Source organism: Anaerococcus sp. HMSC075B03 (genome assembly GCF_001815585.1).
Classification (GTDB): domain Bacteria; phylum Bacillota; class Clostridia; order Tissierellales; family Peptoniphilaceae; genus Anaerococcus; species Anaerococcus vaginalis.
Genome location: NZ_KV821183.1, coordinates 88,023 through 111,359 on the forward strand (window position 1 = coordinate 88,023; position 23,337 = coordinate 111,359).

At 28.5% G+C, this 23,337-nt stretch carries 22 protein-coding genes and 1 pseudogene; 18 read left to right on the plus strand and 5 right to left on the minus strand.

Annotated features, from left to right (window positions below; translation table 11 throughout):
* Window positions 1-20 precede the first annotated feature (20 nt).
* Entirely contained in the window at window positions 21-569 is a 549-nt protein-coding gene (locus HMPREF3045_RS04580; RefSeq protein ID WP_070737293.1) for an energy-coupled thiamine transporter ThiT, read from the minus strand.
* Between the two features lie 153 nt (window positions 570-722).
* Here HMPREF3045_RS04580 and HMPREF3045_RS04585 point away from each other — a divergent pair, with 153 nt between their 5' ends.
* From HMPREF3045_RS04585 to HMPREF3045_RS04625, 9 genes are all read left to right on the plus strand, one after another.
* A complete protein-coding gene (locus tag HMPREF3045_RS04585) occupies window positions 723-1,664 on the plus strand; it encodes a diacylglycerol/lipid kinase family protein (RefSeq protein WP_070737295.1) in 942 nt (313 codons plus the stop codon).
* Between the two features lie 81 nt (window positions 1,665-1,745).
* Window positions 1,746-2,225, plus strand: a complete 480-nt coding sequence (locus HMPREF3045_RS04590) for a CarD family transcriptional regulator (RefSeq protein WP_070737298.1) — start codon at window positions 1,746-1,748, stop codon at window positions 2,223-2,225.
* A 17-nt stretch (window positions 2,226-2,242) separates the two neighbouring features.
* A complete protein-coding gene (locus tag HMPREF3045_RS04595) occupies window positions 2,243-3,343 on the plus strand; it encodes a PIN/TRAM domain-containing protein (protein WP_070737301.1) in 1,101 nt (366 codons plus the stop codon).
* 1 nt (window position 3,344) lies between these two features.
* Window positions 3,345-4,034 carry a 2-C-methyl-D-erythritol 4-phosphate cytidylyltransferase gene (ispD, locus tag HMPREF3045_RS04600; RefSeq protein WP_070606681.1) on the plus strand — a complete coding sequence of 230 codons (690 nt, stop codon included), beginning with the start codon at window positions 3,345-3,347 and terminating at the stop codon, window positions 4,032-4,034.
* Window position 4,035: 1 nt separating this feature from the next.
* Window positions 4,036-4,512 carry a 2-C-methyl-D-erythritol 2,4-cyclodiphosphate synthase gene (ispF, locus tag HMPREF3045_RS04605; protein ID WP_070737304.1) on the plus strand — a complete coding sequence of 159 codons (477 nt, stop codon included), beginning with the start codon at window positions 4,036-4,038 and terminating at the stop codon, window positions 4,510-4,512.
* Window positions 4,513-4,569: 57 nt separating this feature from the next.
* Entirely contained in the window at window positions 4,570-5,739 is a 1,170-nt protein-coding gene (metK, locus tag HMPREF3045_RS04610) for a methionine adenosyltransferase (protein ID WP_070737307.1), read from the plus strand.
* A gap of 8 nt (window positions 5,740-5,747) precedes the next feature.
* Window positions 5,748-6,797, plus strand: coding sequence for a rod shape-determining protein (locus HMPREF3045_RS04615; RefSeq protein ID WP_019118962.1), 1,050 nt, complete (start codon window positions 5,748-5,750; stop codon window positions 6,795-6,797).
* On the plus strand, window positions 6,797-7,486 hold the full coding sequence (gene gpmA / locus HMPREF3045_RS04620) for a 2,3-diphosphoglycerate-dependent phosphoglycerate mutase (RefSeq protein ID WP_070737309.1): 690 nt from the start codon (window positions 6,797-6,799) through the stop codon (window positions 7,484-7,486). Before HMPREF3045_RS04615 ends, gpmA begins: the two co-directional genes overlap by 1 nt.
* Before the next feature lie 75 nt (window positions 7,487-7,561).
* Complete coding sequence (locus HMPREF3045_RS04625) at window positions 7,562-8,422, plus strand: DegV family protein (protein ID WP_070737312.1); 861 nt, start codon at window positions 7,562-7,564, stop codon at window positions 8,420-8,422.
* 178 nt (window positions 8,423-8,600) lie between these two features.
* Here HMPREF3045_RS04625 and HMPREF3045_RS04630 read toward each other — a convergent pair.
* Window positions 8,601-9,885 (minus strand): annotated as a pseudogene (locus HMPREF3045_RS04630) (IS1182 family transposase); the annotation flags it as partial.
* Window positions 9,886-10,074: 189 nt separating this feature from the next.
* Between HMPREF3045_RS04630 and HMPREF3045_RS04635 the strand changes: the two are divergent.
* Window positions 10,075-11,439: a DUF438 domain-containing protein gene (locus tag HMPREF3045_RS04635; protein ID WP_070737317.1), complete on the plus strand. Its 1,365-nt coding sequence runs from the start codon at window positions 10,075-10,077 to the stop codon at window positions 11,437-11,439.
* 524 nt (window positions 11,440-11,963) lie between these two features.
* Here HMPREF3045_RS04635 and HMPREF3045_RS04640 read toward each other — a convergent pair.
* From HMPREF3045_RS04640 to panD, 3 genes are read right to left on the minus strand one after another with little or no spacing between them, the layout of a single operon-like run.
* Window positions 11,964-12,920 (minus strand): bile acid:sodium symporter family protein, encoded by a 957-nt coding sequence (locus HMPREF3045_RS04640; RefSeq protein WP_070737320.1) that lies wholly within the window; start codon window positions 12,918-12,920, stop codon window positions 11,964-11,966.
* 2 nt (window positions 12,921-12,922) lie between these two features.
* Window positions 12,923-13,762 (minus strand): pantoate--beta-alanine ligase, encoded by an 840-nt coding sequence (panC, locus tag HMPREF3045_RS04645; protein ID WP_070737323.1) that lies wholly within the window; start codon window positions 13,760-13,762, stop codon window positions 12,923-12,925.
* A 54-nt stretch (window positions 13,763-13,816) separates the two neighbouring features.
* On the minus strand, window positions 13,817-14,200 hold the full coding sequence (panD, locus tag HMPREF3045_RS04650) for an aspartate 1-decarboxylase (protein ID WP_070737326.1): 384 nt from the start codon (window positions 14,198-14,200) through the stop codon (window positions 13,817-13,819).
* A 404-nt stretch (window positions 14,201-14,604) separates the two neighbouring features.
* Between panD and HMPREF3045_RS04655 the strand changes: the two genes are divergently transcribed.
* From HMPREF3045_RS04655 to cas2, 8 genes are read left to right on the plus strand one after another with little or no spacing between them, the layout of a single operon-like run.
* Window positions 14,605-15,291, plus strand: coding sequence for a CRISPR-associated protein Cas6 (locus tag HMPREF3045_RS04655; RefSeq protein ID WP_070737329.1), 687 nt, complete (start codon window positions 14,605-14,607; stop codon window positions 15,289-15,291).
* A gap of 11 nt (window positions 15,292-15,302) precedes the next feature.
* Complete coding sequence (locus tag HMPREF3045_RS04660; protein ID WP_070737332.1) at window positions 15,303-17,072, plus strand: hypothetical protein; 1,770 nt, start codon at window positions 15,303-15,305, stop codon at window positions 17,070-17,072.
* Window positions 17,059-18,012 carry a type I CRISPR-associated protein Cas7 gene (locus HMPREF3045_RS04665; protein WP_070737336.1) on the plus strand — a complete coding sequence of 318 codons (954 nt, stop codon included), beginning with the start codon at window positions 17,059-17,061 and terminating at the stop codon, window positions 18,010-18,012. Before HMPREF3045_RS04660 ends, HMPREF3045_RS04665 begins: the two co-directional genes overlap by 14 nt.
* 1 nt (window position 18,013) lies before the next feature.
* Window positions 18,014-18,751, plus strand: coding sequence for a type I-B CRISPR-associated protein Cas5b (cas5b, locus tag HMPREF3045_RS04670; RefSeq protein WP_070737337.1), 738 nt, complete (start codon window positions 18,014-18,016; stop codon window positions 18,749-18,751).
* On the plus strand, window positions 18,741-21,275 hold the full coding sequence (locus tag HMPREF3045_RS04675) for a CRISPR-associated helicase/endonuclease Cas3 (RefSeq protein ID WP_070737340.1): 2,535 nt from the start codon (window positions 18,741-18,743) through the stop codon (window positions 21,273-21,275). The genes cas5b and HMPREF3045_RS04675 overlap by 11 nt, the downstream gene beginning before the upstream one ends.
* Window positions 21,272-21,757, plus strand: coding sequence for a CRISPR-associated protein Cas4 (cas4, locus tag HMPREF3045_RS04680; protein ID WP_070737343.1), 486 nt, complete (start codon window positions 21,272-21,274; stop codon window positions 21,755-21,757). Before HMPREF3045_RS04675 ends, cas4 begins: the two co-directional genes overlap by 4 nt.
* Before the next feature lie 8 nt (window positions 21,758-21,765).
* Window positions 21,766-22,764: a type I-B CRISPR-associated endonuclease Cas1b gene (gene cas1b, locus HMPREF3045_RS04685; protein WP_070737347.1), complete on the plus strand. Its 999-nt coding sequence runs from the start codon at window positions 21,766-21,768 to the stop codon at window positions 22,762-22,764.
* Window positions 22,764-23,045 carry a CRISPR-associated endonuclease Cas2 gene (gene cas2, locus HMPREF3045_RS04690; protein ID WP_070737350.1) on the plus strand — a complete coding sequence of 94 codons (282 nt, stop codon included), beginning with the start codon at window positions 22,764-22,766 and terminating at the stop codon, window positions 23,043-23,045. The genes cas1b and cas2 overlap by 1 nt, the downstream gene beginning before the upstream one ends.
* Window positions 23,046-23,337 lie beyond the last annotated feature (292 nt).

Sequence of the window (23,337 nt, forward strand, 5' to 3'; positions counted from 1 at the left end):
GTCTTTTTGAATTCTTATTTTTAATTTTGTTTATCTAGAAATTTTTTTACCCTATCAAAAATAAGCAAAAATACAATTATTAAAATCAAAGCATCAGCTGCTAAGAAAGAATAATTATATGCAAAAGCGTATAGGGTAAAGTTATTAAAGCCGGCTGCTTTTGCTGTTGCCATATCGTTAAAGAATATAAAAGCACTAATCACATTAAAAGCTCCACTTACTAAATATGAAATTATTATTGATGGAATGTATGAATATTTGCTTTTATTTTTGCTAAATGATATACCTGCAAGGGCAATTGCTGAAAATGATAGAATATAATCAAGAATTGCTTGGGCAGGATGAATTACATATCCTCCAAAAACCATATTCAACAATCCCAAAACTGCTGCAGCCAAAAGTCCTTTTTTAGCTCCCCACCTTATTGCAAAAATTACAATTGGAAGTCTAGATGCAAGAGTTACTGAACCTCCTAGAGGCATTTTAAACAAAACTACAAAAGAAAGTACAAAAGAAAGGGCGATTGACACTCCTCCTTCGACTATAAATCTTGTATTATTTTTCTCCATATTTTACTCCTTTTTTTCTGTTATATTTTATATAATAACAATTTTAAGTATATCATGTTAGTTGATAAATTGGAATTAAAATTAGCTAATACTTTAAAACTTAACAAATGTAAGTAAAATATAAATATATTATTTACAAATTTGAGGGATAAAATGAAAAAATTATTATATATATATAATCCGATGAGCGGGCAAAGAACTATAGGAAATTATTTAAGCTCAATTGTTGAATATTTTAGCAAAAATTCTTATTTTCCGACGGTTTATGCAACGCAAAGAGCGGATGATGCGAGAGAAAAAGTAAAAGAATTTGCCAAAGAATATGATGAGATTTTGGTAAGCGGTGGCGATGGAACCTTGGATGAAGTTGTTTCTGGTGTTTTAAAAGCTGATGCAAATTCTATAATCGGATATATTCCAACAGGTTCAACAAATGATTTTTCAAGGTCATTAAAAATTCCTTCTGACATAAAAAAATCTAGCAAATATGCTATAAAAGGCGAAGTTATGGATGTGGATGTAGGGCAATTTAATTCTAAATTTTTTACCTACGTTGCAGCCTTTGGTTCAATTGCCCAAGTTTCTTACGAAACTGACCAATCAATGAAAAATATTTTTGGACGATTTGCCTATATTTTGGAGGGGGTAAAAACTGTTTCAAATTTAAAATCTTATAAGGCAAAAATAAAAATTGATGAAGAAGTTTTTGAAGGAGAATTTATTCATTTTATGGCAACAAATTCTGTTTCAGTTGGAGGATTTAATAATTTTTACAATAAAAATATTGGTCTTGATGATGGGATTTTTGAAGCTGTTTTAATTAAAAAACCAAAAGGATTAATTGAGCTAAATCAAATTATCGATGGGCTTAGGAGCAAAAAAGAAAATGATAATGTGATTTTTAGGTCTGGTTCTGTTTTTAAAGTTGAAAGTGACGAAAAAATTGATTGGACTTTAGATGGCGATTTTGGAGGCTCTTATAAAAAAAGTGAAGTAAAAGTTTTAAATAGAGCTGTAAAAATGAGAACTGGCTTTTCAAAAGATAGCAAGGAGTTGATTTCGAATAGGAAAAAAAGTATTGACAAAAGAATATAGTGGTAGTATACTGTAAAATTATTTGATTTTACTATTTTGCCAAAAAAGGTTATAATAAAAGAGAGAACCTAGGAGGTCAAAATGTTTAAAATCGGTGATAAAATAGTTTATCCTATGCATGGAGCTGGGATAATTGATTCTGTAGAAACCAAAGAGTTTTTAGGCGAGGAAAAAGAATATTTTATACTCAAAATGCCTATAGGTAACATGGATATATCAATTCCAAAAGCAAATATCAACAAAATGAATATTAGAGATGTTATATCCAAAAAAGAAGGAGAAGAAATACTTGCAATTCTTGAACAAGATCCTAAAGATTTAAATTCTAATTGGAATCTAAGATATAGAGAAAATCAAGAAATTTTAAAAACTGGAGATATTTTCAAAATTGCAAATATGGTAAGAGACCTTGTTGCCTTAGACGATGATAAGGGACTTTCAACAACGGAAAAAAAGCTTTTAAATAGGGCGAGAAGAATTATGGCTAGCGAATTAGTCATGTCAGGCTCTCTAGAAAAAGATGAGGCAGAAAAAATGATTGATGAATCAATCGGATTATAAAAAATTAGGAGAAGATAATGTTAAATAGAATATTTCGAATTATGTTTTCTGTAATTGGAGCTATTCTAGGCATATCTGTATTAAAATTGGTACTATCTGTTGTGGATTTTACAATAGGTAGTTCTGTTTTTTTCATTGCAGTAAATGTTTTAGTGGCTTTATTATTTGCAGGCATATTTTATTTTCTATCAGGTTTTATTTACAAAATGATGGAAGATGTATTTATGAAGTTAGAAAAATACTTAGAAGATTTACCGCCACTTAGTGTGGCAGTTGGAATAAGCGGAGTAATTGTAGGTTTAATTTTAGCCTTTCTTGCAACCAAACCATTAAGCTCTTTGTCGTTACCAGTAGTTGGTAATTCAATTTTTGTGCTATTATCTATTATTATTTATTTGGGCTTTGGACTTTTGGGTTGGAGAATTGCATCAAAATATCCAGACAAATACCCTCAAACATTCCAAAAAGTAAAAAATGTAAAAATATCAAATAGAAGAGAAAATAAAAAAGAAATTTCAAAGGATACATCCTTAAAATTAATTGATACATCAGTTTTAATTGATGGAAGAATTTTGGATATTATAAAAATAAATTTCATTGAAGGAAAATTAATAATTCCAGAATTTGTCCTAGAAGAACTTCAACACATAGCCGATAGTCCCGACGATTTAAAAAGAGAAAGAGGTAGACGTGGGCTTGATGTTGTAAAAGAAATCAAAAAAAATAAGGATATAAATCTTGAAATAAGTTCAAAAGATTATCCAAATATTAAAGAAGTAGATTCAAAACTTTTGAAATTTGCCCAAGATACAGGAGCAAAAATTTTTACCAATGACTACAATTTAAATAAAGTTGCAGATGTGCAAGGAATTACAGTTTTAAATATAAATGATTTGGCAAATGCAATGAAAACCAAGGTTTTGCCTGGAGAGATAATGGAAATCGAAGTTATCAAAGAAGGAAAATCTAGAAATCAAGGAGTAGGTTATCTTGAAGATGGAACAATGGTTGTAGTTGAAGATGGAAAAGATTTAATTGGAAAGAAAATAAATACAACAGTAACCAGTGTTTTACAAACATCGGCTGGAAAAATGATATTTGTAAGAGCAAAGGAATAATATGATAGACGGAAAAAAAATATCAGCAGTAATTACAGCTGCAGGTAATGGACTTAGGATGAAATCTAACAAGGCAAAACCCTACATAGAAATTATGGGCAGAAAAATTCTAGAAATTAGCCTTGATACCATTGTAAAACTTGACCAAATTGACCAAATAATTGTAGTAATTAGAAAAGATGATGAAAATTATTTGAAGGATATTTTAAAAAAATATGACAAGAAAATTTCCTATGTTTTTGGGAAAGAAACAAGAGAGCTTTCAACTTATGAGGGCTTAAAAGCTGTAGATAAAAATTCAAAATTGGTCTTAACCCATGATGGGGTAAGACCTTTTGCAAGTAAAGAATTATTTGAAAAAGTGTTAGAAAATTTAAAAGAGTATAAGGCTGTAATAAGTGCAGTAAAATCAAAAGATACGGTAAAAATTGTAGATGAAAATTCTTTGGTAAAAACTACACCACTTAGAAAAGAAGTTTACAATGTTCAAACTCCTCAAGCCTTTGATAAGGAAATGATTTTGGATTTTTACGAAAAATATACACAAAGTAATTTTACAATAACAGATGATAGCCAGCTTTTTGAAATTTATAGTGATGAAAAAATAAAAGTAGTTGAAGGCGAATATTCAAATATAAAAATGACTACACCAGAAGATTTGATATTTGCCAAGGCGTTTTTAGAGGATTAGTATGAGAATCGGAATAGGATATGACGTTCACAAATTAGTTGAAAATAGAAAATTAATTTTGGGTGGAGTTGAATTTAAATATGAAAAAGGACTTTTGGGTCATTCTGATGCAGATGTTTTGGTTCATGCCATAATGGATGCAATTTTGGGAGCCTTAAATCTTCCAGATATTGGAAATTTATTTCCAGATACTGACGATGAGTACAAAGATATTTACTCAATAAAACTTCTCGATAGGGTTGTAAAATTAATGGAAGAAAAATCCTACAAAATTGGAAATTTAGATACAGTTATAATTTGTGAAATGCCAAAAATTTCTCCGAAAAGAGAAGAGATTCAAAAAAAATTGGCAAAACATTTAAAAACTGATATAGAAAATGTATCAATCAAAGCATCAACTTCAGAAAAATTATCTTTTACAGGGCGTGGAGAAGGAATTGAGGCAAGAGCTGTAGTTTTGTTAGAAAAAATTGATTAAAATATAACAAATTGAAATAATTTAAGGTATAATTATCCTTAAAAGAAAGGACTTAATATGAAAAAATTAATTACCTCAGAATCAGTAACAGAAGGACATCCAGATAAGATCTGCGACCAAATTTCTGATGCGATTTTAGATGAATGTTTAAAGCAAGATAAAAATTCTAGAGTAGCTTGTGAATGTGTAACAACAACAGGTCTTGTCTTGGTTGTTGGAGAAATTTCGACAAATGCTTATGCTCCAATAGAAAATATAGCAAGAGATACAATCAAAGAAATAGGATATGATGATCCAAAATTAGGATTTGATTATCAAAACGTAGCAGTTTTAACATCACTTATAGAACAATCTCCTGACATTGCTCAAGGCGTAAATGATTCAATGGATTTTAAATCTACAAATGACAAATACGACAAAATTGGAGCGGGCGATCAAGGAATGGTTTTTGGTTATGCAGATGATGAAACAGAAGAATATCTTCCATTGTCAGTTGTTTATGCACAAAAACTTTCTAAAAGACTTGCTCAAGTTAGAAAAGAAGGAATTCTTGATTATTTAAGACCTGATGGCAAAAGCCAAGTTACAGTAGAATATGATGATGACAAATTAAAAAGAGTAGATTCTATAGTTATTTCAACTCAACATTCAGAAGAAGTAAGCCTTGAACAAATCAAAAAAGATGTAATAGAAAAAGTAATCAAAGAAGTTATTGATCCAAAATACATCGACGATGATACAAAATTTTATATAAATCCAACAGGAAAATTTGTAATTGGTGGACCAAAAGGAGATTCTGGACTTACAGGAAGGAAAATAATCGTTGATGCTTACGGTGGATATTCAAAATCTGGTGGCGGAGCATTTTCTGGAAAAGATGCAACAAAAGTTGACAGATCAGCAACTTATATGGCAAGATATGCAGCAAAAAATATGGTTGCAGCTGGTCTTTGCAAAAAATGCGAAATTGGTGTAGCTTATGCAATTGGAGTTGCAAAACCTCTATCAATTTATGTAGATAGTTTTGGAACTGGAAAATATGAAGATGAAAAACTTACAGAAATTGTAAAAGAAGTTTTTGATTTTAGACCTCAAGCAATTATTGATAAATTAGATTTACAAAGACCAATTTTTAAAAAAACCGCAGCTTACGGACACTTTGGAAGAAATGATGAAGATTTTACTTGGGAAAAATTAGACCAAGTTGATAAATTAAAAAATAAATAGGAGAGGCCATGTCAAGGTTAAGAAAAAGTGTGGCAATAGATTTGGGAACAGCCTCAGTCCTTGTATACGTTGAAGATAAGGGGATTTGCTTAGAAGAACCTTCAGTTATAGCAAAAGATACACTCACAGGAAAAATTCTTTCAGTTGGAAAAGATGCAAAAAAAATTTTGGGAAGAACTCCTGGAAATGTAATTGCATTAAAGCCTTTAAAAGATGGAGTAATTGCAGATTTTAACGCAACAGAAGAAATGCTTAAATATTTTTTGAAAAAATCCTTGAATAAATCTTTATTTAAACCTGATTTATTGATTTGTGTTCCAAGCAAGGCAACTCAAATTGAAAAAAGAGCAGTTCTTCAAGCAGCAGAAAATGCAGGAGCTCATAGAGTTTATTTGATAGACGAACCTCTCGCAGCAGCGATTGGTGCAGATATAGATATAACAGATGAAAAAGGAAATATGGTTATAGATATTGGAGGAGGAACTTCAGATATTGCAGTAGTTTCTATGGGACAAATCGTAACAAGCGATTCTATAGAAATTTCTGGAGATACTTTCGACAATGATATAAAAGATCATATAAGAAACAGATATAGGATGCTTATTGGCGAATCAAGTGCAGAAATGATAAAAATAAAAGCTCAAGAAGCAGACTATACAGATTCAATTGAAGTTGTAGGACGACTTATAGAAGATGGACTTCCATCAAGAATCTATCTTCCAGTTGGAGAAATTTATTCTTGCTTACTACCATCAATTGATAAAATAATAAATGGAGTAAAAAATGTATTAGAGCAAACACCTCCAGAATTAGCTGCAGATTTGTATGAAAGAGGTATATTTTTAACAGGTGGCGGTGCATTAACCTTGGGACTTGCAAAAAGAATCAATGAAAGACTTCAAATTGATGTAAAAATTGCCCAAGATCCAAGAGAATGTGTAATAAAAGGAACAGCAAACGCCCTAACATGGATTGACAATATTGATGAAGAAAAGAATGAGTCAATGAAAGCCAAGCAAAAACAGCTTGAGAAAAAGGAAAAAATGAGGAGAAGATAATGACAAAAAAATTAGTTTTCGTAAGACATGGACAAAGTGAATGGAATCTTGCCAATAAATTTACAGGGTGGGTAGATGTAAATTTATCAGACAAGGGAGTAGAAGAAGCAAAAGAAGCTGGAAGAAAAATCAAAGAAGCAGGAATTAAATTTGATATAGCTTATACATCAATATTAAAAAGAGCAATCAAAACTTGTAACTTTGCCCTTGAATATTCTGACCAATTGTATGTGCCAGTTGTAAAATCCTGGAGATTAAACGAACGTCACTATGGAGCATTACAAGGATTAAACAAAAAAGAAACAGCAGAAAAATACGGAGATGAACAAGTGCATATTTGGAGAAGATCATACGATACACTTCCACCAGCTTTAACAGACGAAGAAGCAAATGCACAAGCAAACGAAGATAGATTTAAAGAATATCCAAAAGATATAATACCAGTTGCAGAAAATTTAAAAGTAACACTAGAAAGATGTCTTCCATTCTATATAGACAATATAGCAAAAGATTTAATCGATGGAAAAACAGTTTTAGTAGCAGCACACGGAAATTCTTTAAGAGCTATGGCAAAACATTTAGAAAAAATTTCAGATGATGACATAATGGATTTAGAAATCCCAACAGGACAACCATTAGTTTACGAATTAGATGACCAATTAAACGTAGTAGAAAAATATTATCTATAAAAAAAGACATAAGGCCTCAAAACTTTTTGTTTTGAGGCTATTTTTTTTAGAAAAAATAATTAAAAGAGGAAAAAAATGGAGAAAATAAAAATAATAGTAGATTCAGGAAACTCGATTAACCTAGAAGAAGCAAAAAAATATAACATAGGCATAGTCCCATTCAAAATACATTTTGGAGATACAAGTTACACAGACCAAATAGATTTAGAAAGCGAAGAATTTTTTGAAAAATTAAAAAATACAGAAGAAAAAGTTAGCACATCAATACCAGGAGTAGGAGAATTTGTAGAAATTCTAGAAAAATATATAGAAGAAGGATACAATAAAATCCTATGTTTTTCAATATCATCCCATCTTTCAGGTATGAACAATATGATGAATTTAGCAAAAGATCATATAGAAAATAAAAATGTTATAATCGATATAATAGATACAAAAATAGCATCACTTCCCCTATATTTTATAGCAACAAAAGCAGCAAAATCAGCTATAAAAGGAAAAAAATACGAAGAAATTTATAAAAGAGCAATCAAAGATGTAGAAAAAGCAAATATATACGTAAGAGCAGAAAGTCTTGACTACCTTGTAAAAGGAGGTAGATTGCCAAAATCAATAGGAAAAGTTGCAAATTTAATAAATTTCACGCCGATTTTTACAATGAAAGACGGAGAAATAAAAATAGCAAAAAAAGTTATAGGAAGAAAAAAATCATTCCAAGAAATAGCAAAAATCATAAAGAAAAAAATAAAAGATAAAAAAGAATACGGCCTAGCAATAGGCGGAGGAGCAAGCTTTGAAGAAATAAAAATAATAAAAGAATCGCTAAAAGAAGAAATAAAAAACGCAAAAATATATAAAGAAATGACAGTACCTCCAGTATTCGGGGTTCATTTAGGACCAAAATCAATACTTTTAAGTGTTGTAGATTATGAATAGTAAAAAGTAAAACAAGCGAAGACATCGCTTCAGAGCGTCGGCAAACCTCCTAATAAAACAGGTTTATCGACGCTTTTTTTATATTTATTCTCAAATATATTAATTTTTCAAATAATATAGTAAATATCTTAGTAAATAGAGGAAAATCATCCTCTCTGTCTAATCTATCTAGTAATTTTGCTAGTTTTTTCATATTTAGGCACGCAAAAGTTAGTGCTGCTTTCATACTCATTTTTGCTTTTCCTATCATGTTAGTATATCTAAAGCTATGATATTGTTTTGCACTTGTGAACTGTCTTTCTATTGTTTCTTTTCTTTGCTTGTATTCAGCTTTTCCCGCTTTTGTTAGTCTATATCTTTCACAATAGTCTATGTATTCTTGCCAGATATGTCTAATTATTACCTTTACCTTGCTTTTACTTTTTGTACATTTAATTAGACTTGGACAGTTTTCACATAAACTTTTCTTGCTTTGATATATTCTGTATCCTTCTTGGTTTGTTGTTGAGTATAGTAATATTTTGTTTTCTGGACATATATAGCAGTCGTTTATTTCGTCATATTTGTATTGTTTTGGATAGAAAGATTCTTTATCGTTTCTTCTTCCTTTTGGTTTTATATATGGTAAGACTGGCATTATCCATTTTTCTATTAGCTCTTTTGCTATTGCTGGTATCTTATATCCTTCATCCATTACTATTTTTTCTGGCTTATATTTTTCTAAATTTTCTTTGAAGAATGATGGGAAAGTTGTTGAGTCATGTAGGTTTCCTGGATAGGCTTTGTATCCTAAGATCCATCCATTTTTGTCACATGATGTTTGGATTGAGTAGGCATATACTTCTTTATGGTTTACTTTATGAAATAGTCCACTTTCTGGGTCTGTTGTTGATTGGGTGATTTCTTTTTCTACTAGTTTTTCACCTTCTGGGTAATCGAAGTCATCTTTACCATTGTTGTTTCTGTCTTTGTTTACTTCTTTTTCTAGTTTTCTTTGATATGATTTTACTTTGTTCTTTATTTTTACTTTCTGATTTTTATGTCTGTTGGCGTGAGCTTTTACATGGGTTGAGTCTACAAATTGTATTTTTGTGTCTACGAATCCATAATTCATTGCTTGGTCTAGGATATTTTCGAATATTTGATTGAATATGTCTGTATTTTTAAATCTTCTTTCATAGTTTTTACCGAAAGTTGAAAAGTGTGGAACTTTATCGTAGAAGTCCAGTCCTAAGAACCGACGAGGCTAGGTTTATTTCTACTTCTCTTATTGTTTGCCTCATGCTGTTTATGTTGAAGAAGTATTGTAGGATTACAAGTTTTATTAATACTACTAGGTCGTATATGAAGTTGAAGTCTATGTGTTTATCTATTTTTCTTAATATGTGATTTTTTGGAACTAGTTGTTCTACTGATACCATTTGGACTTGTTCAGTATTATTATTTTCGTTTTTATGTAGAATAACTTCCTCCATCTTTAGTATATTTATACCCATAGATAGCTTGATTTAAGCGTTTATTATATAGACAAAGTAGATGAAATTGCGTTTTTCATCTACTTTGTCTACAGTCTGAAGCAAGATACTTCTTGCTTTTTTTATACAAATAATAGACATTATCAATTGAAGAGTATAATAATATTGGAGGATATTATGGCTAAAAAAATTGATATTAATAAGGCGATTTATGATTTAGTTAATCGTGATGATAAATTAAAAAAAGATCTTATAGGTCTTGGTTTTAAAAATCTTTCCAATCCTCTTATGCTTAAAACTATGGGCAAAAAAATGTCTATTAGACGCGGGGCAAAGATGGTTGGAATTGATAATGTTGACAAAAAGTTAGAAGATTTGGGTTATGAAATTATTAACTCTTATGATGATTTTGAAGTTAAAAATAGAAGAAATCTGATTAAATCTTATGTAAAAAGATTGTCAGATGGTGAGGCTCTTCAAAGTGTTAGAAAAGATTTTGTAAAAAATTTCGAAAATGTTTCATCTTCTGAAATTATGGATGCTGAGGAAGCTCTTCTTGAAGGGGGAGTTGATAGGGCTGATGTTCAAAGGCTTTGCGATGTGCATTCTTCACTTTTTCATGGAAAAACTGAAAGTGAAGATGGAAAGGATTTGAAATTAATAAATATTTCTGGTCATCCCCTTAGATTTTTCTTTTTGGAAAATGAAAAAATTAAAGAACTTATTGATTTAGGAGAAAACAGTCAAGATTTGGAAAAAATTAAAGATATTTCTAATAAAATCACTTCACATTATAGGAAAAAGGGGGATTTGATTTATCCTTTGTTAAAGGAAAATTATAAAAAGCCAGGTCCATCTGAAATTATGTGGGGCGTGGATATAGAAATTTCTAAAAATTTCAAAAAAGCTTTCAAAAAATCTGATTTTGATGATGTCAAAAAAGTATTTGAAAGAGCAAGGGAGATGACTTATAAGGAAGAAAATATCTTGTATCCTTTGATGGAAGATGTGATTTCAAATGAAGATTTTTTGGGTCTTTATGAGGATTTGAAAGATTATCCTGATGATATAATCAAAAAAGAAGTTTGGGATGAGGGAGAAAATACAAATAATGAGAAAGATTCTATGGATGGATATATTAATTTTTCTAAAGGAAAGATGAAAGTTGGTGAGCTTGAGGCCCTTCTTGATACTTTGGAAATTGAGATAACTTTTATAGATAAAAATGATATAAATTCTTATTATAATGACACAAAAGCTGATAAAATTTTTAAAAGGGCTAAGACATCTTTGGGAAGAGAAGTTTATTCATGTCACCCACCCCAAGTTGAGCCAATTGTAAGAAAGCTTATCGGTGAATTTAAAAAAGGTAGCAAGGATAAATTTCAAATCATAAAAAACATAAGGGGCAATGACCACGCTGTGACCTACTATGCAGTTAGGGATAAGAACGGAAATTATTTAGGAGTTTTGGAAACTGTCCAAGATCTTTCTTTTTACAAATCCTATCTTGATACTTGGGATAAGGCTAGGATGAAATAGAAAAAATCCTTTTTATTTTAAATCTTAACTATTTAATAAATTAATATAAAAGTGATTTATAGTTTGGTAAAAAATACAAATAATTTCATCCCGCTCATGCTCAACAGCAAAGCTAACTATTATTTTTACGGCTACAGAAATGATGAGATTAAAAAAATAAGAGAAGTTGATATAAGAGGAAATTCACAAAGGCAAGAAATATAAAGCAAAAAGCTGAGGATTAATTTCCTCATCTTAGACTATTGACTAACTAAATTTTCACCCATTTCGAGCGAACGTAGTGAGTCGAGAAATCTCATGAGATCTCTCCATGAGTTAGTTTCACTCACACTAAAACTCATTTGCTTTAAAAAATTCTTCGTGCTTTCGCACTTAGTTTTAGGGATGATTGTGCCAAATCAAGGCACAATCATCTAGTCGAGATGGGTTTTAGCATGATTTTATTTTTTAATTATTAATGAATTACTAAACTGAATTTGCCTACATTCTGAGCTGAGGATTAATTTCCTCATCTTTTTTTATAATTATTTTTCCCTAGCAAAGGCAAGATCTTTTTCATCTTTTCTTCTAAGTGATGCGAAAATTGAACCTGAAATATTGTGCCAGATTGAAAATATTGCTCCTGGGAGGGTTGCTAGTGGGTTTAGGGCAAAATTTGCTGTTGCAAGTTGGATGGCAAGGCCGGAGTTTTGCATTCCCACTTCGATTGAAAGGGCTGTTTGCTTGTCGTAATCCATTTTGAATAATTTGGAAACGCCAAGTCCTAATAAAAGTCCTAGTGCATTATGAATCATTACTATTAATAAAACGATTAGTCCAGATTTTGCGATTTTTTCTGCATTTGCTCCGATTATTCCTGAAATTATCAAAATAATTGCAAGTGATGATATTAATGGGAAAATTGATTTTGATTTTTCCATTTTTTCGGGGCTTAATTTTTTTGCAAAAATTCCCATCAAAACTGGTATTAAAACAACTGTCACAACTGATTTAAACATGGCTAAAATTGAAACCTCAACCCATCTTCCTGCCAAAAGATATACCAAAAAAGGTGTGACAATTGGGGCGAGTAGGGTTGATAAAATTGTCATAGAAACTGACATTGAAACATTTCCTCCAGATATGTGGGTTATTACATTTGATGCAGTTCCTCCAGGGCATGATCCAACAAGGATAATTCCTAAAGCAATATCTTTGTTTACATTAAATCCTACTGCTAAGATCCAAGCAAGTAGGGGCATAATTGTAAATTGTGCCAAGGCTCCTATAAAAATATCTTTAGGATTTTTTAAAATTTTCTTAAAAGCGTCGGATTCGATTGAAGTTCCCATTCCAAACATGGCAAGGGCAAGAAAAATTGTGGTGTAATTTGTCATCCAAGAAAAATAATCTGGTACAAAATAGGCTATGACAGAAAATATTACAATAATTAAACCGATATTTTGAGTTATTTTATCTGAAATTCTTGAAAATTTTTCCATCTTTACACCTCATAAATAAAATTATCGATTAATCTTGTTTTTCCAATATATACGGCAATTGCTACCAAGGTATCTTTATTGAAATTGTCCACGTTTTTTATTGTTTCAAAATCAACAGCACTGACGTAGTCGATTTTTGCAAGTTTTTCTGATGAAATTATTTCCTCCATTTTTGCCAAAACTTCTTTTACGCTTGCTCCTTCTTTTGCCATTTTTTCTCCCTCAAAAATTGCCTTTGAAAGGCAAAGAGCAGCTTTTCTCTCATCATTTGAAAGATAAGTATTTCTTGAAGACATAGCAAGTCCGTCTTCTTCTCTTACGATTGGGCAGGCAACAATTTCAACTGGAATATTTAAATCAAAAACTAATTTTTTGATGATTGAAAGTTGTTGGGCATCTTTTTGTCCAAAATATGCTCTGTTAGGGCCAACAATATTAAATAATTTTGTACAAACTGTACAAACGCCCCTAAAGTGTCCCTCTCTTCTTGCTCCACATAAATTATCAGAAAGTCCCTCAATATCTACAAAGGCTTTTTTGTCGTGATACATTTCGTTTGGTTCAGGATTAAAAATAAAATCAGCTCCCAAATCTTCGCACAATTTGCTGTCAGCATTTATATCTCTAGGATAAGCCTCCAAATCTTCGTTTGGTCCAAATTGGATAGGATTTACAAAATCAGAAACAACTACGATGTCATTTTCTGAAACTGCTTTTTTAATTAGGCTTGCATGTCCCTTGTGCAAAAATCCCATTGTAGGAACAAGGCCAATTGATTTTCCCTCTTTTTTAAAATCCTTTAAAACATCTCTCAATTCATCAATTTTTTTAATAACTTTCATTTTCTTCTCCTCTAAAAATATTTAGAGATAGCCTATTACACCACTAAAATTTATTTACACTAAAGTCCCATGTTTTTCGTAAGATGAAATTTTTTTGATTTTATTTTTATCATCAACAAAAACAACCTTTGGACTATATTTTTCCAAATCTTTTTCATTATAAGAGGCATAAGCCATTATAATAACCAAATCATTAGGCGAAAAATGTCTTGCTGCAGCACCATTTAAACAAATAACACCACTGTCTTTCTCGCCAGCAATCGTATAAGTTTCAATTCGATTTCCATTGTTAATATTAACTACTTGCACTTTCTGATACTCTCTAATTCCAGCTGCACCAAGCAAAGCCTCATCAACAGTAATAGAACCAACATAGTCAAGTTCAGCCTGAGTCACAGTAGCCCTATGAATTTTTCCTTTTAACATTTCAATTTCCATAAAATCTCCTTAAAAAAAGCAAGGTAAAAGCAGTTTATATTTAATAAACAGACAAAAACCTTGCACAAGTAACAAAATATTTTGAGTCTCACTAAATATATAAGCTCATTTTTTAAAATTAAATATAATGGTGTAAAAGAGTATAGTTTTAAAACTTAAATACTATCTCTAGGGGTATTATATTGTTTTATTTTGAATTTAACAATAAAAGATAAATTAAAAATTTAATGAAGATTTTTCAATTATAGAATGGGTAATATATTAAAGAATTTAATTACTAATTTAATATATTTTGAGATGAAAAATAAAAATATCAGCTTAATTATTAATATGGGATATAAAATTTGTAATTATTATTTTAGTAATTTGATTCAATATATCATAAAAAAGAAAGGAGATAAAAAATGAAAGTATATGAGTTAAAAATAAGAACATTTTTGTTAGAAGATATTGATTCGTCAGATTCTTTGGGATTTATTTCTAAGGCAATAATTTCTTATTTGTCAGAAAATGAAAAATTTTTAGATCTTCACAAATCTAAAAATTATAAATCCTATTGCCACGATAATCTATATCCAATAAAAAAGTTCTACAAAAAAAATATGGTTTATCAGTACAGAATTAGGTCAATTGATGAAGAATTTGTAAATTATATTTTGAATAGTTTTTCTGATTACAAGAATAAGGTTTTCAAAAACTTGACTGTTGAGGTTAGGATAATTCCAAAATCACCTATTTCAAAACTATTTACCCTAAATCCTACAATTATAAAAAATGATTTTGGATATTGGAAGGAAAAGTTGACCTTAGAAGAATTTGAAAAGAGAATCACAGATAATTTAATAAAAAAATACAAATTTTTTATTGATGAAAATATAGAGGATGGGAAATTTTATACAGGTCTTAAATTTTTAAATGAAATGCCAATTGCTTTTAAATTTAAAAACATAAAACTTTTGGGTGATAAGCTTGAGCTTGAAATTAATATGGATAAAAGAAGTCAGGAACTAGCTTATTTTGCTCTTGGTGTTACATTTAGTGAAAATTCAGCTTATGGGGCAGGATTTTTGGGATACAAATATTTAATTTAGGAGGTGATTATGTGCTAGAAGAATGTTTGGAGATTTTCAAAAAAAATTTGGACGAAGATCCTGACATGGTTTTGAGAGGATATATTCCTAAAGATGGTAAATATTATCTTGTTACTATGAAAGAAAAAGGTCCTTGGGAGGTTAGCCCAAGTTTTAAAATTAAATATGACAAAAAAGAAAAGAAAATTGAAAATCAACCATTAAATTATTCTTTTATTAGAGATTTGGATTTTAATTCCAATCTCTTAAATATGAACAAAAGCATAGACAATAAAAAAGCGATCCATAGTTCTAATTATTATAGTTTTTTCTTCAAGGAAAATATTTATGAAGATAAGATTAATAAAGATGCAATAGAAAGATATTTTTCAATTTTAAAAAATCCACTCAAAAAATATAAGGATAAAAATGCAAAAAATCTTTATTTGGAGAATGAAGAAAAACTGGGTGGCGTAAATGTAGATGAGGCTGAAAAAATTGAAAAGTGGATTGTTGAAAATATTGATAATAAAAATATCTTTGATATTGATACAAGCTCAAAAGATTATTTCAAAATATTTTTTGTCTATGAAGATGAAGAAAAAACAAAAAAAGCCTATCAAAGAGAGCAAGATAGGTATTTACTTACCAATTTATTTAATAAGAATAAATATAATATAGAAGTTAATGGAAAAACTTTTGGTGTTTCTGATGATAATTTAGGAATAAATGATAAAAAGCCTTATTTAGAAAATTTATCTAGAAAGGTAAAACAACCTTATTTAATAAGTGCAGATATGGCAAAGTTACAAAATTTATTTTTTTCCTATCTTTCATCATCTGTCAAGAGAGGATATAAGAGGATATATTTTAATACCGGAAATAAGGAAATAAGTTTTGAAAAAAATAAAAATTTTATAGGTTTTGAATTGTTTTTGTATCCTGAAAAAAATGAGGCGGCTATCTTAGATTATAATATTTATTCAAAAGATTTTGATGATATAGAAATTAAAATTAAGCAATTCATTGAAGAGTACTTGCCAGAAAATGCTAAAGCCGAAGATTTTTCAAAAAGAGAAGAAAAATACGGTCTTGTTACTGAAAAAAATATACTTTTAAATAAAATAGATTCGTTTTTTTTCTATAATTATTACCAAAGAAATAAGTATAATTTGGATAATTTAAATATAAAAGAGTTAAATTTTAAAATGATAATTTTAAACTATGGAAAAAGTCTGGAATTTGCAATAATAAATAATAAGAATAAAGAAGTTGTAAGGATTTTAGATAGGCTCTTGAAAGATTCTATCAAATATTCTCTTACAAATGATTATAATACAAAGGCTATAACCCAATTTAATTATTATTTATCTTTGAAAGAATATTTTGAAAAAAAGGAGGAAAATTATATGGATTTTCAAGAAAAAATGAAAAGAAAATTAGAATCAGCAGGAGATATTTCTCTTGAAGGTGATGAAGAAATTTTGTTTGCCCTAGGACAAGTTTTGAGAAAACTACTTAATCATTCAAAGATTGGCGATAAAAATTTAACCTTTATTAGAAATTTCTTAGGAGGACAAAAAACTTCTAGGATAATTGAAAATTTGGAACACTTACTTGTAACTTATGCCCACAATATTAGCGCTAAGGATGTAAGACTTAATAGGGCTGTAAGCCAAATTCTTGTTCATAAATTTGATAATAAAAAGGCAGAAGATAGGTGGATAATAGCGGGATTTTTAGAAGAATCATATCTTTATGGAAAAAAACTAAGTGAAGGAGAAGAAAATGACAGAGCTTAATAAAAGAGTTTATGGAATTATTGGGATAGGATCAAAAATGGCAAATTGGAATGCGGATTTCTCAGGATTTCCAAAATCTTTATCTTCTGGTAAAATTTTTGGATCAGATAAGGCTTTAAAATATACTATGAAGAAAAAATGGTCTGAACAAGGCGAGAAGGTAATTTATATAAAAAGTTACACCATAGGAGATAAGGGAAACTTGATGCCTAGAACTTTAAAGGAAAGATATGAACAAGTTTTTGATACAGAAATAAAATCTGGTGAATCCGAAAAAATTCTGACCAATTTATTTATGGCAACAGATGTAAAAAATTTTGGAGCTACCTTTGCAGAAAAAGGAAATAATATTTCAATAACTGGAGCAGTGCAAATTTCACAAGGAATGAACAAATATGAAGATAGCAGGGCTCAAGTTCAACAAATCTTATCTCCTTTTAGAGATCCTAATGCAAAAGAAAAAAGTAAATCAGGAGAAGAAGCTCAAAATTCTACTTTGGGAAATAAAATTGTATCAGATGAAGCTCATTATTTTTATTCTTTTGTAATAAATCCAAAGGCTTATGATGATTATAAAAAATTAGGAGTAACAGAAGGCTATAGCGAAAAAGATTATGAAAAATTCAAACTAGCTGCAATTGATTGTGCAACTTCCTATGCTACAAATGCAAAAGAAGGAGCAAATAATGAATTTTCTATGTTTGTTGAAACAAAATTAGATACTTATCTTCCAAGTCTTGCAAATTATATTAAATTTGAAAAAAATTTTGAAGAAAACTTAAAGGATAAGATAATTTTCACAGGAAAAACTATTCTAGAAGAAAGAGATGATATAGAAAAAATCCAAATTTATTACGACAATGAAAAAATAGACTTGGTTGATTTTCCAGATAATATAGAAGTTTATAATATATACACAAGAGAAAAAATCGAGGCTTAATATGAAAGCTTTGAGATTTAGATTAAGTGGGAAAACAGGTTTTTTCAAACAGCCAGATGTAAATACTTATCTATATTATACTTATGGACAAATTCACAGAGTTGCCCTTCTAGGACTTTTGGGAGCAATTGTTGGGTACAAAGGATATAACGAAAAAGGCAGGGAAAAATATCCTGAGTTTTATAAAAAATTAAAAGATCTTAAAATTTCTATAGTTTCAGAGGGAAATGATGGGATTTTTGATAAAAAGTTGCAAATATTTAATAATTCTACAGCTTTTGCATCGAATGAAGAAGGTGGAAATCTAATAGTAAAACAAGTTTGGCTAGAAAATCCTTCATGGCTAATTTATGTTTTCTTAGACAATGACCAAAGTGAATTGATAAAAGAATATATTTTAAATAAAAAAACAATTTTTACTCCTTATCTTGGAACAAATGATCACATGGCAAATATTAGTAATTGTAAAATAGTTGATTTAGAAAAAAGTGATGAAAATATTATAGATTCTTTATTTTGGGATGAAGATTTTAAACTAAGGTTAAAAAGTAAGATGTATAAATATGAAGAAAATCTTCCGTTTTTCTTAGAAGAAGACACTGAAAGATATATAAGAAAAAAAACCTTGGCGAGCAATGGAGAAGTTAGAAAAAAATCAGATAAAAATGTCATATTTAAAGATTTAGATAATAAGTTAAAACTTGCTTTTTACAGCGAAGAAGGAATATATGAAGCTTGATTTTATAGTTAAAAATCCAGATAAATACCTAGGTCACATAGAAGGAGTAGGAAATAATAAAGAAAAATTAGAAGATCATATTAATAAAACTTTTGCATATTACCAAAAGATTCTAGATGAAAAAAACTTGGGAAAAGTCTTTGAAAGATTTTTCCTAAGTATTTTCGATGAAAGGGAAGGATATACATATTTTAAAGATTTAATAGATTCTGTAATACTATTTCATGATTTAGGAAAGATAAATTCTAGGTTTCAAAGAAATAAATTAAAAAATTTTGAAATAGACCTTATAGATTTGGGAATAGAAACCCAACATTCTATACTTTCTTCATTTATTTATGTTTATATTTTTGTTGGAAAAATTAAAAATTTAAAAATTGATGATGAACTAAAAGAAAAATTTTATTATCTTATTTTTTTAAATGCCTTTGTAATTTCTAGACATCATAGTGATTTATCAGACTTCTCATATTCAATTCATAATTTTTTTGATTTATTTATTGATGAAAGAAGTAAATTTTATAAAACTTTAAATTATTTAAGTAAAGATAAGAATATAAAGGAAGAATTTTTTGATGATTTTGAAGAAATATCTAATGAAATTATGGATCTGGTCTATGATTTTGATATGGATTCTTCTTATATAGATTTCAAAAAATCAAAATCAAAAGAGATTTACATATATACAAGAATTATATATTCTATTTTAGTCGCAGCTGACTTTTATGCTACAACTGATTATATGAATGGATATAAGACAAAGCTTCCAAAAATTGACCAAAATGACCTTATAAAGATATACAATAATTCAAAACTTATAAAAAGTATTAGAAAAAGCGAAAAAGACAAGTCTTATGAGAAAAAAGAAAATATAAACGATCTTAGGACTAAAATTTTTCTAAATGCAGAAAAAAATTTAGAAGAAGAAAGGGATAAGAATATATTTTTCCTAGAAGCTCCTACAGGTTCTGGCAAATCTAATACTGCTATGAATTTATCTTACAAATTATTAAATGATCAGATTAATAAAATAATCTATGCCTATCCCTTTAACACCTTGGTGGAACAAAATAAAAATACACTCTTAAAATGTTATAAAAAAACCAGCATAGAAGAAAATATTTCTATTATAAATTCAATCACACCTATTGGAAAAAGTGATAATGATGATTTTATGAAAGATTGGGATTATTATATAAAATCTTTATTGGATAGACAGTTTCTCCACTCTCCATTTATAATCACATCTAATGTAGGGCTTTTTAATACGCTTTTTTCAAATAAAAGAAAAAATATATTTGGTCTTTATCAAATTACAAATTCTGTAATTGTTTTGGATGAAATTCAAGCCTACAGGGAAGATTTGTGGAATGAAATTATAGAAATGTTAGAAATTTATGCCAAGATTTTTAATTTAAAAATAATTATTATGTCAGCAACCCTTCCTGATTTATCAGCTTTGTTAGATGAGGATAAAAAGAAAAATATAGGAAAATTAATAAAAAATCCAAGAGAAATTTTTGATGAGCCTTTATTTAAAAATAGGGTCAAAATAAACTATGATTTGTTAGATTTGGGAAAGATTGACTATGATCATCTTTTAAATCATATGAAAGAAAATATAGGAAATCACAAAAAAATATTGGTAGAATTTATTAGAAAAAAAGACGCAGAAAATTTCTTTAAAATCTTAAATGAGGAGGAAATTTTTAACCAATATAATATTTTGATTTTAACAGGCGATGATAATTTGAGAAGAAAGTCTCAAGTTATCAGACAAATAAGTGGAGAAGTTATTAAAAAAACCATATTAATTGCAAGTCAGGTTGTAGAAGCTGGAGTTGATATTGACATGGATATTGGTTACAAAGATATATCTATGCTTGAAAATGAAGAACAGTTTTTGGGAAGAATTGGAAGGTCAGCTTTAAAAAATGATGCTGTAGCATATTTTTTTGACATGGCAGATGAAAAGAAAATTTATAAAAATTCCCAAGATATTTTGACTCTAAGAAATAAAGATAGGAGAAAAGATCTTGAAACAAAAGATTTTTCTAGATATTTTGCCTTAAAATTACAAAAAGCAAAAAATGATAGGGACGAATATGCCTATATAAATTTTGAAAAAGACCTTGTTAAATTAAATTTCGAAAAAATATCCAAACACATGGAATTAATTGATGATAATAGGCAAATGATTGAATTATTTTTAAATAGAAATTTAAGGATAAATGGAAAAGAAATAAAGGGATCTGAAATTTGGAATCAATACACAAATCTTATTGAGAATAAAGATATGAATTATAGTGAAAAAATTGTAAAACTTTCAGAAAAGAAAGCCCAAATGTCAGATTTTCTATATAGAATTTCAAAAAGAGATTTTTTAAAATATGTAGAAACAGCAAATGATATAATAGGAAACATCGTTTATATAATCGTTTATATAGAAGATGGAGAAAAATATATTTATAATGAAAGATTAAACTATAAAAATGAAAATGATGAATTTGAGGACATAATATGAATGGAACGATAATAAATTATTATTTTCATTGCAAAAGGCAGTGTTATTTATTTGCAAATAAATTGAATTTCGAAGATAACAGTGAACTTGTAAAAATTGGAAAAGAAATCCACCTAAGTAAAAGCGAAAACAAGAAAAATTCTGAGATAAAAATAGACAATATAGTGGTTGATAAAATTACAGATAAATATTTGGTAGAAATAAAAAAGTCAGATGCAGACAAAGAAGCTGCTAGATGGCAGCTTTACTATTATCTTTATATATTGAAGAAAAAAGGAATAGTCAAAAAAGGAAAATTAGAATTTGTTGAAAACAATAAAGGTAAAAAAATAGAATATTTAGATTTAGACGATAGAAAAGAAAAAGAACTAGAAAAATTACTTAAGGAAATAGAAGAATTTATTTCAAAAGAAAAAATCCCAAAATTCAAAAAAATTAAGGGATGTACCAAATGTGCTTATTATGAATATTGCAAAATCTAGGTGAAAGTATGGGAAAAACAAAATATCTTTTAACAGATGGACAAATAAAAAGAAAAGACAATTCCTTAGTTTATAAGGTAAATGGTAAAAATGTTTATATACCAATAGAAAGCATAAGAGAGCTTTACATACTAAGCGAGACGACAATAAATACAAAATTATTAGATTTTCTTGCAAGTAAGCATATAGTCCTACATTTTTTTAATTATTATGGAAACTATTCTGGAACATTTTATCCAAGAGAAAAATACATAAGCGGAAAACTTTTGGTTAAACAAGTGGAAGCCTATAATGAAAAAAGAATAGAAATAGCTAAAAAAATTGTAGAAGCGATATGGAAAAATATTTATCAAGTTCTATATCATTACTATAAACATGATAAAAAGGAAGTTAAAATTTTTCTTGATTATTTAAAAAATGAGATTTCGAAGGAGCTTGAAAAATCAAATAACATAAAACAAGTTTTATATATAGAAGGAAAAATTTGGCAAGGATTTTACGGTTCTTTCAAATATTTTCTAAATGAAGATTTTATTTTGAATAAAAGAGTAAGAAGACCTCCTGATAATCCAATAAATGCCCTAATATCATTTGGAAACTCACTTTTATACACAAAAACTATAACAGCAATCTACAGGACTCACTTAAATCAAGCCATAAGTTATTTACACGAACCAAGTGAATCAAGATTTTCTCTTTCCCTAGATATGAGTGAAGCTTTCAAGACTATAATAGTATTTAAAACAATATTTGATTTGGTAAATAATAGAAAAATTAGAGTAGAAGATCATTTTTTAAAAGAGCAAAATTATTGTATCCTAAACGATGAGGGTAAGAAAATATTTATAGCAGCTTTTGAAAAAAGAATAGAAACAAAATTTAAAAATGAAAAATTAAAAAGAAATGTAAGCTATCAAACACAAATAAAGCTAGATTGCTATAAATTAATAAAATATATACTAGAAGACAAAGAATTCGAACCTTATTTATTAGAAAGGAAATATTGATGGGGAAAAATTATAATTATGCATTTCTATTCTATGATGTTGGAGAAAAAAGAGTAAACAAAGTATTCAAAGTCTGCAAAAAATATTTAACTCACCACCAAAATTCAGTATTTAGAGGAGAAATAAGCCCATCAAAAATTATAGCTTTGAAAAGAGAAATTGAAAAAACAATAAAAAAAGAAGAGGATTTTGTAACAATAATAAAAATGTATAACAAAGAAAGCTTCGAAGAAGAAACAATAGGAAAATACAAATCACTAGAAGAAAATCTAATAATATAATTACCAGCAAAAACAAAAGAATTTGAAAAAATAAAGAAAAGCAAAAAATAGAAATAGCTGGTAAAAAATCAAAAAATCTCATAAAATGGGTAATATATTGATGGGATATATATTTAAAATGTGTATTTTATATTGGTTGATTAATAACATTTGATGTATTGAAATACTAAGGAGAAAACACAAAAGTGTTTTCACCCAAACGTTGATTAATAACATTTGATGTATTGAAATTCACACAAATATAAGATTTTTTGTTTTTCTTCAAACGTTGATTAATAACATTTGATGTATT

What these genes read in the sequence shown, in the direction of transcription:
- cas4 (WP_070737343.1), top strand. Translation starts at nt 21,272, where the DNA reads ATGAATGGAACGATAATAAATTATTATTTTCATTGCAAAAGGCAGTGT.
- HMPREF3045_RS04595 (WP_070737301.1), top strand. Translation starts at nt 2,243, where the DNA reads ATGTTAAATAGAATATTTCGAATTATGTTTTCTGTAATTGGAGCTATT.
- HMPREF3045_RS04615 (WP_019118962.1), top strand. Translation starts at nt 5,748, where the DNA reads ATGTCAAGGTTAAGAAAAAGTGTGGCAATAGATTTGGGAACAGCCTCA.
- HMPREF3045_RS04675 (WP_070737340.1), top strand. Translation starts at nt 18,741, where the DNA reads ATGAAGCTTGATTTTATAGTTAAAAATCCAGATAAATACCTAGGTCAC.
- HMPREF3045_RS04585 (WP_070737295.1), top strand. Translation starts at nt 723, where the DNA reads ATGAAAAAATTATTATATATATATAATCCGATGAGCGGGCAAAGAACT.
- cas2 (WP_070737350.1), top strand. Translation starts at nt 22,764, where the DNA reads ATGGGGAAAAATTATAATTATGCATTTCTATTCTATGATGTTGGAGAA.
- gpmA (WP_070737309.1), top strand. Translation starts at nt 6,797, where the DNA reads ATGACAAAAAAATTAGTTTTCGTAAGACATGGACAAAGTGAATGGAAT.
- HMPREF3045_RS04655 (WP_070737329.1), top strand. Translation starts at nt 14,605, where the DNA reads ATGAAAGTATATGAGTTAAAAATAAGAACATTTTTGTTAGAAGATATT.
- panD (WP_070737326.1), bottom strand. Translation starts at nt 14,200, where the DNA reads ATGGAAATTGAAATGTTAAAAGGAAAAATTCATAGGGCTACTGTGACT.
- HMPREF3045_RS04635 (WP_070737317.1), top strand. Translation starts at nt 10,075, where the DNA reads ATGGCTAAAAAAATTGATATTAATAAGGCGATTTATGATTTAGTTAAT.
- HMPREF3045_RS04590 (WP_070737298.1), top strand. Translation starts at nt 1,746, where the DNA reads ATGTTTAAAATCGGTGATAAAATAGTTTATCCTATGCATGGAGCTGGG.
- cas1b (WP_070737347.1), top strand. Translation starts at nt 21,766, where the DNA reads ATGGGAAAAACAAAATATCTTTTAACAGATGGACAAATAAAAAGAAAA.
- ispD (WP_070606681.1), top strand. Translation starts at nt 3,345, where the DNA reads ATGATAGACGGAAAAAAAATATCAGCAGTAATTACAGCTGCAGGTAAT.
- HMPREF3045_RS04625 (WP_070737312.1), top strand. Translation starts at nt 7,562, where the DNA reads ATGGAGAAAATAAAAATAATAGTAGATTCAGGAAACTCGATTAACCTA.
- HMPREF3045_RS04580 (WP_070737293.1), bottom strand. Translation starts at nt 569, where the DNA reads ATGGAGAAAAATAATACAAGATTTATAGTCGAAGGAGGAGTGTCAATC.
- HMPREF3045_RS04665 (WP_070737336.1), top strand. Translation starts at nt 17,059, where the DNA reads ATGACAGAGCTTAATAAAAGAGTTTATGGAATTATTGGGATAGGATCA.
- metK (WP_070737307.1), top strand. Translation starts at nt 4,570, where the DNA reads ATGAAAAAATTAATTACCTCAGAATCAGTAACAGAAGGACATCCAGAT.
- ispF (WP_070737304.1), top strand. Translation starts at nt 4,036, where the DNA reads ATGAGAATCGGAATAGGATATGACGTTCACAAATTAGTTGAAAATAGA.
- panC (WP_070737323.1), bottom strand. Translation starts at nt 13,762, where the DNA reads ATGAAAGTTATTAAAAAAATTGATGAATTGAGAGATGTTTTAAAGGAT.
- HMPREF3045_RS04640 (WP_070737320.1), bottom strand. Translation starts at nt 12,920, where the DNA reads ATGGAAAAATTTTCAAGAATTTCAGATAAAATAACTCAAAATATCGGT.
- cas5b (WP_070737337.1), top strand. Translation starts at nt 18,014, where the DNA reads ATGAAAGCTTTGAGATTTAGATTAAGTGGGAAAACAGGTTTTTTCAAA.